Source organism: Actinacidiphila paucisporea (genome assembly GCF_900142575.1).
Taxonomy (GTDB): Bacteria; Actinomycetota; Actinomycetes; order Streptomycetales; family Streptomycetaceae; genus Actinacidiphila; species Actinacidiphila paucisporea.
In genome coordinates this window covers 23119-35144 of the sequence record NZ_FRBI01000010.1, presented here as the reverse complement: position 1 = coordinate 35144, position 12026 = coordinate 23119, and the positions used below count along the sequence as shown (strand labels likewise).

11 protein-coding genes are annotated in these 12026 nt (G+C 74.0%); 6 read left to right on the top strand and 5 right to left on the bottom strand.

Annotated features, from left to right (window positions below; all coding sequences use genetic code 11):
• Positions 1 to 45: 45 nt before the first annotated feature.
• Positions 46 to 1020, top strand: coding sequence for an NAD-dependent epimerase/dehydratase family protein (locus BUE44_RS16755; protein ID WP_073499097.1), 975 nt, complete (start codon positions 46 to 48; stop codon positions 1018 to 1020).
• A 27-nt stretch (positions 1021 to 1047) separates the two neighbouring features.
• Here BUE44_RS16755 and BUE44_RS16750 read toward each other — a convergent pair whose 3' ends face one another.
• Both BUE44_RS16750 and BUE44_RS16745 read right to left on the bottom strand, forming a co-directional pair.
• A complete protein-coding gene (locus BUE44_RS16750) occupies positions 1048 to 1281 on the bottom strand; it encodes a DUF3263 domain-containing protein (protein ID WP_073499095.1) in 234 nt (77 codons plus the stop codon).
• A gap of 7 nt (positions 1282 to 1288) precedes the next feature.
• On the bottom strand, positions 1289 to 2569 hold the full coding sequence (locus BUE44_RS16745) for an extracellular solute-binding protein (RefSeq protein ID WP_200804442.1): 1281 nt from the start codon (positions 2567 to 2569) through the stop codon (positions 1289 to 1291).
• A gap of 202 nt (positions 2570 to 2771) precedes the next feature.
• On the opposite strand from BUE44_RS16745, the gene BUE44_RS16740 reads away from it, so the two are divergent.
• From BUE44_RS16740 to BUE44_RS16730, 3 genes are all read left to right on the top strand, one after another.
• Complete coding sequence (locus BUE44_RS16740) at positions 2772 to 3704, top strand: ROK family protein (protein WP_073499093.1); 933 nt, start codon at positions 2772 to 2774, stop codon at positions 3702 to 3704.
• Positions 3704 to 4864 (top strand): N-acetylglucosamine-6-phosphate deacetylase, encoded by a 1161-nt coding sequence (gene nagA, locus BUE44_RS16735; RefSeq protein WP_073499091.1) that lies wholly within the window; start codon positions 3704 to 3706, stop codon positions 4862 to 4864. The genes BUE44_RS16740 and nagA overlap by 1 nt, the downstream gene beginning before the upstream one ends.
• A 297-nt stretch (positions 4865 to 5161) precedes the next feature.
• Entirely contained in the window at positions 5162 to 6097 is a 936-nt protein-coding gene (locus BUE44_RS16730; RefSeq protein WP_073499089.1) for a 1-phosphofructokinase family hexose kinase, read from the top strand.
• Here the strand turns inward: BUE44_RS16730 and BUE44_RS16725 are convergent.
• Entirely contained in the window at positions 6087 to 7064 is a 978-nt protein-coding gene (locus BUE44_RS16725) for a carbohydrate-binding protein (protein WP_073499087.1), read from the bottom strand. The two genes, BUE44_RS16730 and BUE44_RS16725, sit on opposite strands and share 11 nt — an antisense overlap.
• A gap of 167 nt (positions 7065 to 7231) precedes the next feature.
• On the opposite strand from BUE44_RS16725, the gene BUE44_RS16720 reads away from it, so the two are divergent.
• Complete coding sequence (locus BUE44_RS16720) at positions 7232 to 8176, top strand: SAM-dependent methyltransferase (protein ID WP_073499430.1); 945 nt, start codon at positions 7232 to 7234, stop codon at positions 8174 to 8176.
• Positions 8177 to 8381: 205 nt separating this feature from the next.
• Entirely contained in the window at positions 8382 to 9248 is an 867-nt protein-coding gene (otsB, locus tag BUE44_RS16715) for a trehalose-phosphatase (RefSeq protein WP_073499085.1), read from the top strand.
• Here otsB and BUE44_RS16710 read toward each other — a convergent pair.
• Together BUE44_RS16710 and BUE44_RS16705 are read right to left on the bottom strand one after the other, a co-directional pair.
• Entirely contained in the window at positions 9245 to 10669 is a 1425-nt protein-coding gene (locus BUE44_RS16710) for an alpha,alpha-trehalose-phosphate synthase (UDP-forming) (RefSeq protein ID WP_073499083.1), read from the bottom strand. The genes otsB and BUE44_RS16710 overlap by 4 nt on opposite strands.
• A gap of 357 nt (positions 10670 to 11026) precedes the next feature.
• Positions 11027 to 11992 carry a glucosyl-3-phosphoglycerate synthase gene (locus BUE44_RS16705; RefSeq protein WP_073499081.1) on the bottom strand — a complete coding sequence of 322 codons (966 nt, stop codon included), beginning with the start codon at positions 11990 to 11992 and terminating at the stop codon, positions 11027 to 11029.
• Positions 11993 to 12026 lie beyond the last annotated feature (34 nt).

The following is a 12026-nucleotide window of genomic DNA, read 5'->3' as shown; positions in this document are numbered from 1 at the left end:
GCCCCGTGGGGCCTGCGGACGGCACGGCGGGGGCATCGTGAGGGGATGAGATTGCTGATGCTGGGCGGGACGGGGTTTGTCGGGCGGGCCGTGGCAGAGGACGCGGTGCGGCGCGGATGGGAGGTGACCGTCTTCCACCGGGGGCGGGGCGGCGTGCCCGAGGGCGTGGCGCACGTCAGGCTGGGGGACCGCGAGGGGGACCTCGCGGAGCTGGCCGCGGGGGAGTGGGACGCCGTCGTCGACACCTGGTCGGCGGCGCCGGGCGCCGTTGCGGCGTCGGCCCGCGCCTTGCAGGGCCGGGTGGGGCGGTACGCGTACGTGTCCAGCCGGTCGGTCTACGCCTACCCCGCCCCCGCGGGGGCCGACGAGGACGCCCCCGTGGTCGAAGGCGGCGACGGGGACTACGCCCAGCACAAGCGCGGCGGCGAGCTGGCCGCGGTCGCGGCCTACGGTGACGCCGCGCTGCTGGTGCGGGCCGGGCTGATCCTCGGGCCGTACGAGGACGTCGGCCGCCTGCCGTGGTGGCTCCACCGGGTCGCCCGCGGCGGCCGCGTCCTCGCGCCGGGGCCGCGGGACCTGCCCCTGCAGTACATCGACGCGCGCGACCTCGCGGGGTGGACGCTGGACGCGGTGGCCGCGGGCCTCGGCGGGCCGTACAACCTGGTCAGTCCGCCGGGGCACACGACCATGGGGGCGCTGCTCGGCGCCTGCGCGGACGTCACCGGCGGGGACGCGGAATTCGTCTGGGCCGAACCCGAGGCCGTCGTCTCGGCCGGTGTCGAGCCGTGGACGGATCTCCCCGTCTGGCTGCCGCCGGGGGTCATGCACGACGCCATGCACTGCTCGAACGTCGGCAGGGCCGTCCGCGCCGGGCTGACGTGCCGTGACGTCACCGAGACCGTCGCCGACACCTGGTCCTGGCTCCGGTCCCTGCCGGGCCCGCCCCCGCAGCGCCCCGACCGGCCCGCCCTCGGCCTCGACCCCGCCGTCGAACGACGCGTCCTCGCGAGCCTGGCCTGACCCGGCCCGCGTGCGCCCGCTGATCCGTCAGCGCTGCCCGCGGCGCTGGTCGCGGGCAGCGCGCAGGCGGTTGATCGTGGTGGGCGCGTAGGCCAGTGCGCGCGGGTCGTCCAGCAGGGCGTTCAGGAACTGGAGGTAAGCCGTCGGCGATATGCCGAGGCGTTCGCGGACGGCGCGGTCGCGCGCACCGGGACCGGTCCACGACCTGGACGCGAAGTCCAGGATGTCCCGGTCCCGTTGCGACAGCTCGGGCTCGCTCACGAGAGGGCTAGTTCCCGCCCTGCGCCACGGCGAACCGCTGCAATGTGCCGAGCACCTGCGCGGGAGAGCCGTGGACGGCGGCGCCGATCGACTTCTTCACCTGGTCGCTGACCGCGCCCCAGGACGTCTTGTTGACCGGGTAGAAGGCCGCGTCGGGCAGCCGGTCGAGGAACTGGAGCATGTCCTTGTCCTTGGGGTTGCGCTCCATCGCCTGCGACGCGGTCGTGGTCACCGGCAGCAGACCGTACTGGTCCAGGAAGCGCAGCGAGTTCTCCGAACTGTAGACGTACCGCAGGAAGGCGCTGTCCGCCGCGAGGTGGTCGTCCTTCTGCTTGAAGGCCATCATCCAGTCGGCGACGCCGAGCGTGTCGGGCAGTGCGCCGTTCTGGCCGGGCAGCGCGGCGACGCCGACGTCGATGTGCGCGGCCTTCGCCTGGGCGAGCAGCGTGGGGTGGCCGTTGATCATGCCGGCGTTGCCGGCCAGGAAGTCGGTGAAGACGGTACGGCGGTTGGTCGTCGCGGGGTCGCCGGGGCCGGTGAGGCCCTTCGCGACGAGGTTGTCCTTCAGCCAGCTGAAGGCGGCGACGTTCTCGTTGGAGGAGAAGCTGTAGCCGTTGACCGCGTCGGTGTAGCCGCCGCCCGCGCCCAGCATCCACATCAGGGACTCGGCCTGCGCCTCCTCCGTACCGAGCGGCAGCCCGTAGGGCACCTTGACGCCGTTCTCCTTGAGCTTGGCCGCGTCGTGCGCGAGCTGCGCCCAGGTGGTCGGCGGGTGCTTGATGCCGGCGTCCTTGAACAGGGCCTTGTTGTAGAAGAAGAGCCGCGAGCTGGACGCCCACGGTATGCCGTACTGCACCCGGTTGACGGAACCGGCCTTGACCAGCGACGGGATGAAGTCGGCCTGCATGCTGACGGTGAAGATGTCGTCGGCGCTGTAGAGCAGGCCCTTGGCGGCGTAGTCGGCGTAGGAGCCGATCTGCGCGAGGTCCGGCGCCTTGCCCGCCTTGACCATCGCGCTGACCTTGTCGTCCACGTGGTCCCAGTCGACGACCTGGACGTCGACCGTGATGTCCGGGTTCTTCTGCTCGAAGGACTTGACGAGGTCGTTCCAGTACGCCGTCGAGCTGTTGCCCGTCTTCGGGTCGCCGTAGTCAGCGGCGACCAGGTGCAAGGTGACGTTCTTGCTGCCCGACGACGCCGCGCCGCAGCCGCTGAGGACGCTTGCGGCGAGTACCGCACCGAGTCCGGCCGCCATCAGGCTGACAAGTCTTCGTCGCTGCACGCTCATGCAGATTTACCGCCTTCGAGGATGGAATGTCCGCGGAAGCGCAGAGTCTTCCCCACAGGTTCACCCAAGGTCTACACCACCACCGGAATCGGTTGTTCAGCGGGTGGGGCCACCTTGTCGCGGCCGATGGTGTGCCGTGCCACCGATCTTCCTCGACGAGTGGACTAGACCTTTAGCGGGGTTACCCGCGAGACTGTCCCCCGTGAGACATGTCATCGCCCTTGATGTGGGCGGCACCGGGATGAAGGCAGCCCTGGTCGCAGCCGACGGCACCCTCCTGCACGAGGACCGCAGACCCACCGGCAGGGAGCGCGGCCCGGACGCCGTCGTGACCGCGATCCTGGACTTCGCCGCGGACCTGCGCGCCCACGGGATACGGGAGTACGGCGAGGCCGCCGCGGCCGCGGGCGTCGCCGTCCCGGGCATCGTCGACGACGTCAACGGCATCGCCGCCTACGCCGCCAACCTCGGCTGGAAGGACGTCCCGCTGCGGGCGCTGCTGTCCGAGCGGCTCGGCGGCGTCCCCGTCGCCCTGGGCCACGACGTACGCACCGGCGGCCTCGCCGAGGGCCGGATCGGCGCCGGGCGGGGCACCGACCGCTTCCTCTTCCTGGCGCTGGGCACCGGCATCGCCGGCGCCATCGGCATCGAGGGCCGCATCGAGGCCGGCGCGCACGGCTGCGCCGGCGAACTCGGCCACGTCGTCGTACGCCCCGGCGGCCCCGAGTGCGGCTGCGGGCAGCACGGCTGCATGGAAGTGCTGGCCTCCGCCGCCGCCGTCTCCCGCGCCTGGGCCGCGGCCTGCGGCGACCCCTCGGCCGACGCGGCGGACTGCGCCCGCGCCGTCGAGGCCGGCGACCCGCGCGCCATCGAGGTCTGGCGGGACGCGCTCGACGCGCTGGCCGCCGGCCTGGTCACCGGCATCACCCTGCTCGACCCCCGGCTGCTCATCATCGGCGGCGGCCTCGCGGAAGCCGGCGACACCCTCTTCGGCCCGCTGCGGGCGGCCGTCGAGGCGCGCGTGACCTTCCAGAAGCTCCCCCTCATCGTCCCCGCCGCCCTCGGCGACACCGCTGGATGCCTGGGCGCCGGCCTGCTCGCCTGGGATCTACTCTCCGTGGAGGTATCCGCCTGATGGCCCCCGTAACGACAACGCAGCGCACGGTCCTGGCGGGGGCCCGTGTGGTCCTGCCCTCGGGCGTGGTGGAAGGCGGCCGGGTCGCGGTCGAGGGCTCGCGTATCGCCGCGGAGACCGGGCCGCTGCCCGACGACGTGGTGGTCGACCTGTCCGCGGGCCACACCGTCGTCCCCGGCTTCGTCGACATCCACAACCACGGCGGCGGCGGCGCGTCCTTCACCTCCGGCACCGCCGAGGACGTCCTCACCGGCGTACGCACCCACCGCGAGCACGGCACGACCACCCTGGTCGCCTCCACGGTCACCGAGACGATGGACGCGCTGATCCGGCAGGCCGGCCTGCTCTCGGAACTCGTGGAGCAGGGCGAGATCGCCGGCATCCACTACGAGGGCCCGTTCATCTCCCCCTGCCGCAAAGGCGCCCACGACGAGGGCCTGCTGCGCCACCCCGACCCGGCCGACGTGCGCAAGCTCGTCGAAGCGGGGCGCGGTGCCACGAAGATGGTCACCCTCGCGGCCGAACTGCCCGGCGGCATCGACTCCGTACGCCTGCTCGCCGATTCCGGCGTGATCGCCGCGATCGGGCACACCGACGCCACGTACGAGCAGACGGTCGAGGCGATCGAGGCGGGGGCGACGGTCGCCACCCACCTCTTCAACGCCATGCCGCCGCTCGGCCACCGGGCCCCCGGGCCGATCGCGGCGCTCCTCGAAGACGAGCGGGTCACCGTCGAACTCATCAACGACGGCACCCACCTGCACCCTGCCGTGCTCGAACTCGCCTTCGGCACCGCCGGCGCCGCCCGCGTCGCCTTCATCACCGACGCGATGGACGCGGCCGGCTTCGGCGACGGCCTCTACGACCTCGGCCCCCTCAAGGTCGAGGTCCTCAAGGGCGTCGCCCGCCTCGTCGAGGGCGGCTCCATCGCCGGCTCCACCCTGACGATGGACACCGCCTTCAAACGCGCCGTCACCCTCGACGGCCTCTCCCTCCCCGACACCGTCCGCGCCGTCTCCACCAACCCCGCCCGCCTCATCGGCCTCGCCGACCGGATCGGCACGATCGAACCCGGCAAATCCGCGGACCTCGTCGTCCTGGACGAGGCGTATGACGTGGTGGGCGTGATGCGCCAAGGCGAGTGGCTGATCCGCCCCTGACGCCGCGCTTCCCCCCCACCCCCGGGGGCGCGGCCGGCGGTTGACGGGCTGCACGTCGTCACCGGCCGGGAGGGGTTGTTCGGTTCGCCCCGGACCACCGGCGGGTGGTGGGTTGCGCGCGCAGTTCCCCGCGCCCCTGGGGGGCGCCCTGGGGGGCGCGGGGAACTGCGCGGCCGGCCGTTGACGGGCTGCACGTCGTCGTCGGCCGGGAGGGGCTGCTCGGTTCGCCCCGGACCACCGGCGGGTGGTGGGCTGGGGCCGTCACCGGGGCAGGGGAAGGTGCGGGATGATCGGGGGGTGATCATCACTGTCACGCTCAACGTCGCGTTGGACGTCACCTACCACGTCCCCGCCCTGGTGCCACAGGCTTCGCACCGGGTGGTGGAAGCCGTCGAGCGCCCCGGCGGCAAGGGGCTCAACGTCGCCCGCGTGCTGGCCGCACTCGGCCACCCGGTCGCCGTGACCGGATTCGCCGGGGGCCCGGCGGGCGAAGAGGTGCGGCGGCAATTGGCCGCGGCCACCTACGCCGGCCGCCTCACGGACGCCCTCGTGCCGATAGCCGGGAAGACGCGCCGCACCGTCGGGGTGGTGGACGGGCGGGGGCGCGGGGCCACGCAGTTCAACGAGCCGGGCCCCACCGTCGGCGCGGGCGAGTGGCAGGCCCTGCTGACCGCGTACCGCGACATGCTGGCGGCCGGCGCCGACGCCGTGGCACTGTGCGGCAGCCTGCCGCCCGGCGTGCCGATCGGGGCGTATGCGGAGCTGATACGGGAGGCCCGCGCCGCGGGCGTATACGTGCTGCTGGACGCCGAGGGACCCGCACTGCGGCGCGGCCTGGCCGCGAGGCCCGACCTGCTCAAGCCGAACGCCGGCGAGCTCGCCGGCCTCACCGGCTTCGCCGAGCCCGAGCGGGCCGCGCGGGACGCCCGCAGGCGCGGGGCGCGGGCGGTGGCGGCGTCACTGGGCGCGGACGGCATGCTCGTCCTGGCCGGGGACGGCGGCTGGCGGGCCGCCCCGCCGGTCCGGCTGACCGGCAATCCCACCGGCGCCGGCGACTCCGCTGTCGCCGGCCTGCTGTCCGGCCTCGCCGAGGGCCTGCCCTGGCCGGCCAGGCTCGCCCGCGCGGTGGCCCTGTCGGCGGCGACCGTCCTGGCCCCGGCGGCGGGCGAGTACGACCCGGCCGCCTACGCCGACCTGCTGCCGCGCGTCGAGGTCGTGCCGGCTACTTCTTGACCTGACCCTGCTTGAGCCACACCTGGTCCAGGTTGACCCCGCCGGTGTCGCCCGGCTGGAAGGACAGCTGGAGGGTGTTGTCGCCCTTGGTGAGGTTGACGTAGGCGTAGGTCGTGTTGTCCCAGGCCTTCGACCAGTCGGTGTACGACCCGTAGTTCTTGAGCTTCACCGGGGACGTGCGCATCTTGCCGTCGACGGAGAGCGACAGCGTCGCGTCGGGGCCGGCGTTGCCGTAGCTGATGAAGAAGGTGTAGTCGCCGTCCTCCGGCACCGTCACCGTCCAGGTCGCGCTGGCGCCCGGCTGGCCCATGCCGTCGACGTACGTGCCGCCCGCGGCGTTCGCCCCCGGCCACTGGGTGCTCTTCGCGGCCGGTCCGGCCAGGGCGAAGGTCGAGGCGTCGACCTTGTCCGACGCGAACTGCGACGGCGACGCGGAGGGCGTCGGCTCCGTCGTGGGCGCGGAATTGGTGACCGCGGGCGTGGTCGGCTTGTTGTCGGCCGCCTTGTCGGGCTTGCCGTCGCCCTGGCTCATGGCGATGCCGATGCCGATGGCCACCGCGACCACCACCGCGACGGCCGCGATGAGCAGGCCCTTGCGGTTGGGCGCGTCGCCGCCGCCGTGGCCCGGCCCCGCGCCCCGGCGCCCGCCGCCCTCACCCGGCTGCTGCTGCGGCGGCGCGTACTGCCGCTGGCCGCCCTGGGGCTGCTGGCCCTGGTCGTAGCCGTACGACTGCTGCTGAGTCTGCTGCGTCTGCTGCGGGTAGCCGTAGCCGCCCTGCTGCTGAGTCTGCTGCTGGGGCGGGTAGCCGTACCCGCCGCCCTGCTGCTGCGGGCGCCGCTCGCCGACCCGCTGCACCTGGTTGTACGAGGCGCGTGGCGCCGCCGGCTGCTCGCCGCCGTCCTCGGCCCGGTAGAGGTACCCGAACGGGTCGTCGTTCTCCGGCGTGCCGTCCTGTCCGGCCGTCATCGCTGTCCACTCCCTCGTACTGCCTTGCCGCACATCCGCCACACTGTGGTATTCCGGAACCCTACCGGCCCCGGGCGGCACAGCGCCCAGCCCTAGGACGCAACTCCAGGTCAGGAAGGTTCCCTGTGACCAGCCCCACCCCGCAGTGGCTGCCGTGGCGGGCGGCGATGCAGCGGGCGCTCTACGGTCCCGACGGCTTCTTCCTGCGCGAGCGCCCCGCCGGGCACTTCCGCACGTCGGTGCACGTCTCGCCGCTCTACGCCCGGGCCGTGGCCGAGTTGCTGTGCCGCGTCGACACCGCCCTCGGCCACCCCGCGGAGCTGACCTTCACCGACATGGCCGCGGGGGGCGGAGAACTGTGCGCCGGCGTGATCACCGCGCTTCCGCCCGAGGTCGCCGCGCGCCTGCGCCCGTACGCCGTCGACCTCTCCCCGCGCCCGTCCGGGCTCGACCCCCGCATCACCTGGGCGGACGCGCCGCCCCGCAATGGACGGGGCCTGCTCTTCGCCAACGAATGGCTCGACAATGTGCCACTGGCTGTCGCCGAGGCGGACGAGGACGGTGCCGTCCGCTACGTCGAGGTCCGTCCCTCGGACGGGGCCGAGCGGCTCGGCGCGGAAGTGGACGGAGCCGACGCGGAATGGCTGCGCCGCTGGTGGCCTCCCCTCCTGCCCGGTTCACGGGCTGAGATCGGGCGGCCCCGGGACGAGGCGTGGGCCGCCGCCACCGGGTCGCTGGCCGCGGGGCTCGCGGTCGCCGTGGACTATTGCCACGTCCTGGCCGACCGGCCCCCCTACGGCACCCTCACCGGCTACCGCGCCGGGCGCCAGGTCCCTCCCGTCCCCGACGGCACCTGCGACCTGACGGCCCACGTCGCCGCCGACTCCCTCCCCGGCGCCACCCCGACCCCCCAACGCACCGCCCTCCTCGCCCTCGGCCTCCACGCTCCCCGCCCACCCCTCTCCCTCGCCACCACCGCCCCCGCGACCTACGTCCGCGCCCTCTCCACCGCCACCGAAGCCGCCACCCTGACCGCCCGCGGCGCCCTGGGCGACTTCACCTGGTCCACAACCCCCCTCACCCCCACCTGCACCAACCTCCTCCACCCCTGACCCGATCCCCCTGGGGGCGCGTGGGAGCACCCCAGGCGAAGCTCTGGGGGAGAACGAAGCGCGCAACCACGACGCACCCGCGCCCAAGCAACGCCCCGCAAGGGGCACCCCCCCCGGGCCGCGGCTCATCCGCGAGCTCCCCCCGCGCCGGGGGAAAACCGTGCGCCGGGCATGCGCCCGGAAGCACGGCGGTAAGGTCGGACCCATGGCTTCTGCGGAGATCCCGACGCCCACCACCCCCGAGGGCAAAGAAGGCCTTGCCGCCCTGCTGGCGCAGCCGCACCGCGCGGTGGTCGCGCTCGACTTCGACGGCACGCTGGCGCCGATCGTGGCCGATCCCGAGCAGGCCCGCGCCCACCCGGGCGCGGTCCCGGCGCTGGCGCGGCTCGCGCCGCACGTCGCGGCGGTGGCGGTCGTGACGGGCCGCCCGGCCGGCGTGGCGGTGCGATACGGCGGCTTCGCCGGTGTGGCGGCGCTCGACCACCTGGTCGTGCTGGGCCATTACGGCGCGGAGCGCTGGGACGCGCACACGGCGGAGATGCACAACGCCGGGGCCCACCCCGGCGTGACCGCGGTCCGCGCGGAGCTGCCCGGCTTCCTGGACCGCAACGGCGCCTGGCAGGGCACCTGGATCGAGGACAAGGGCGGCCGTGCGGTGGCCGTCCACACCCGCCGCACCGAGGACCCGGACGCCGCGTTCGAGGCGCTGCGCACCCCGCTGTCCGAACTGGCCGCGCACCACGGCCTGATGGTCGAGCCGGGCCGCTACGTCCTGGAGCTGCGGCCGCCGGGCGTGGACAAGGGCGTGGCACTGGCGGCGTATCTGCGCGAGGTGGACGCGGGCTGCGTCCTCTACGGCGGTGACGACCTGGGCGACCTCGCCGCCTTCGCGGCGGTGCACGAACTGCGCAAGGAGGGCCTGCCGGGCCTGCTGGTGGCCAGCGCGGGCGCCACCGACTCGCCCGAAGAGCTGATCTCGCAGGCCGACCTGGTCGTCCCGGGCCCGGCGGGCGTCGTGGCGCTGCTCGACGCCATCGCCGACGCGATCACCGCCGGCCCTGACAGGCCCTAGGCTTCCAGCGCGCCGAGCTGGTCGAGGAACCACTGCGTCGGCGGCAGGGCGGTGGCGGCCGCCGCGAGGCGCTTGGTGCGGTCGGCGCGTTCCGCGTCCGGGAGGGTGAGCGCGGTGTTCAGCGCCTCGGCCGTGGCGCTGACGTCGTAGGGGTTGACGACGATCGCGTCGTCGCCCAGCTCCTCGAAGGCACCCGCCTCGCGGGACAGCACCAGGGCGACGCCGTTGTCGGACACCACCGGCATCTCCTTGGCGACCAGGTTCATGCCGTCCCTGATGGGGTTGACCAGCGCCACGTCCGCGAGGCGGTACGCCGCGAGCGAGCGCGCGAAGTCGTCGTCGACCTTGAGCAGCACCGGCTGCCAGTCGGCGGTGCCGAACTCCGCGTTGATCTCCTCGGCGACCCGGGCGACCTCCTGCGTGTACTCGCGGTAGACCGCCAGATCCTGGCGCGAGGGATAGGCGAACGCCACGTGCACCACCCGGCTGCGCCAGCCGGGCCGGTCGGTGAGCAGCCTGCGGTACGCGTACAGGCCGCGCACGATGTTCTTCGACAGCTCGGTGCGGTCCACCCGGACGATCAGCCGCCGCCCCGGGCCGGTCTCGGCCCGTAGCGTGGCCATCTGCTCGGCCACGTCGTCGCGGTGCGCGCGCTCGCGCAGGAAGTCGGCGTCGGCGCCGAGGCCGTGCACGCCGAGCCTGGTCGTACGCCCGCGGTGCGTCACCTCACGCCCGTCCGCCGAGACGGTGGCGCCCAGCACGTCGGCGCAGCAGGCGGCGAAGGCGTCGGCCCAGCGCCGGGTCAGGAAGGCGGCCCGGTCCGCCCCGAGGATGCCCTCCAGGAGGGCGACCGCGATGTCGTCGGGCAGCAGCCGGAAATAGTCCGGCGGCGCCCACGGGGTGTGCGAGAAGTGGCCGATCCGCAGGTCGGGGCGGCGCTCCCGGAGCATCGCCGGAACCAGGGCGAGGTGGTAGTCCTGCACCAGCACGGAGGCGCCGGTCGCGGCCTCCTCGGCCAGGGCGTCGGCGAAGGCGGCGTTGTACGTCTCGTAGGCCGCCCACTCGGTGCGGAAGTCCTGGTCGAAGGCGGGTTCGAGCGGGGTCTGGTAGAGCATGTGGTGCACGAACCACAGCACGGAGTTGGCGATGTCGTTGTAGGCCGCGTGGAAGACGTCGGGATCGACGGCGATCATCCGCGAACCGGGCTCGGCGACCCCGCGCCGCACGGCCTCCCTGTCGCCCTCGGTGAGGGCGGCGCACACCCACAGCGACGCGCTGTCCGACTCGATGGCACTCAGCCCGGACACGACCCCGCCGCCCCCGCGTCTGCTGCGCAGCTCGCCGTCGTCCCCGACGCTGTAAGCCACCGGCCCGCGGTTGGACGCGACCAGAATCCGGGCAGCCCGCGAAGATCCGTCCATGCCCCGAACCTTGCCATTGTCTTCGGCTCTCAAACCTGCCCGGGTGCCCAGGCGGCCTTTTGGCTACAAAAGCCAGCGCCTCTCCCTTCCGCAGGGGGGCGCCCCGGGGGCGCGGGGGTCCCGCCACGACGGTCGCGTGGCGACGACGGCCAGGCCCCCACGACGGGCCGCACGTCGTCACCGTCCGAAAGGGGCTGTTCGATCCTCCCCCAGAGCTTCGCCTGGGAGGTGCCCCCACGCGCCCCCGGGGTGGTGGCGGTCGTCGCCACACGACGGCCGGTGGTGGGCTGAGCGCGCAGTTCCCCGCGCCCCTGGGGGCGCCCCCGGAGGGGGGCCCTGGCTCGCGGGGGTGCGGGGTCAGGCTGCGCGGTGGTGGAGGTATTCGGGGACGTCCAGCATCGGTGGACGTTCCTCCGTGTCGACCTCATGCGTCGAAGGCACGAAGCCGGACGACGCGCGGTCGTACTGGGTGAGCCGGGGCCGGACGAGGTGGCCGCGGGCCAGGCGCAGGTGGGCCGTGCGGTAGATGGCCGCGGCCATCCGGCCGAGCGCCTGGCCGGACTGGTGGCGGTGGTGGCGTACACCGACGTCCACCTGGCCGAGGGCGTCGAGGCCGACGAGGGCCAGGGAGTCGATGAGCATGCCCAGCTCGACGCCGTAGCCGACGGGGAAGGGGAGCCGTTCCAGCAGGGAGCGCCGGGCGGCGTACTCGCCGCCGAGGGGCTGGACGAAGCCGGCGAGCCGCGGCCAGTGGAGGTTGAGCAGGGGCCGGGCGACGAGTTCGGTGACGCGGCCGCCGCCGGCCGGTACGACGGTGCCGCCGGTCTCCAGCGGCCGGTCGTACATCGCCTTGACCAGTTGCACCGACGGCTCGGTGAGCAGCGGCCCGACGATCCCCGACACGAAGCGGGAGTCGAACTCCCGCAGGTCCGCGTCGATGAAGCAGATGATCTCCCCGCGGGTGACCAGCAGCGACCGCCACAGCACCTCGCCCTTGCCGGACACGGCCGGCACCCGCGGCAGGACGGCGTCCCGATCCACGACGGTCGCGCCGGCGTCCGCGGCGACGCGGGCGGTGGCGTCGCGGGAGCCGGAGTCGACCACGACGACCTCGTCCACCAGCGGCACGTCGGGGGTCATCAGGTCGCGGCGGATCGTGCCGACGATCTCGCCGACGGTGGCTTCCTCGTCGAGTGCGGGCAGGACCACGCTGATCGTGCCCGCGGGGCCGGCCGCGCGTTTGGCGGCGAGCAGCAGGTCCAGCGGCCGGTCGGCGGCCGACCAGGACCGGGTGGCGAGCCAGCGCTCCACCTCATCCAGCACGTGCGTGTCTCCCGTGTGATCCATCTCGCGGTTC

Coding starts and splice junctions, on each gene's coding strand:
- BUE44_RS16755 (WP_073499097.1), top strand. CDS start 46: ATGAGATTGCTGATGCTGGGCGGGACGGGGTTTGTCGGGCGGGCCGTG.
- BUE44_RS16745 (WP_200804442.1), bottom strand. CDS start 2,569: ATGAGCGTGCAGCGACGAAGACTTGTCAGCCTGATGGCGGCCGGACTC.
- nagA (WP_073499091.1), top strand. CDS start 3,704: ATGGCCCCCGTAACGACAACGCAGCGCACGGTCCTGGCGGGGGCCCGT.
- BUE44_RS16725 (WP_073499087.1), bottom strand. CDS start 7,064: ATGACGGCCGGACAGGACGGCACGCCGGAGAACGACGACCCGTTCGGG.
- BUE44_RS16720 (WP_073499430.1), top strand. CDS start 7,232: ATGCAGCGGGCGCTCTACGGTCCCGACGGCTTCTTCCTGCGCGAGCGC.
- otsB (WP_073499085.1), top strand. CDS start 8,382: ATGGCTTCTGCGGAGATCCCGACGCCCACCACCCCCGAGGGCAAAGAA.
- BUE44_RS16710 (WP_073499083.1), bottom strand. CDS start 10,669: ATGGACGGATCTTCGCGGGCTGCCCGGATTCTGGTCGCGTCCAACCGC.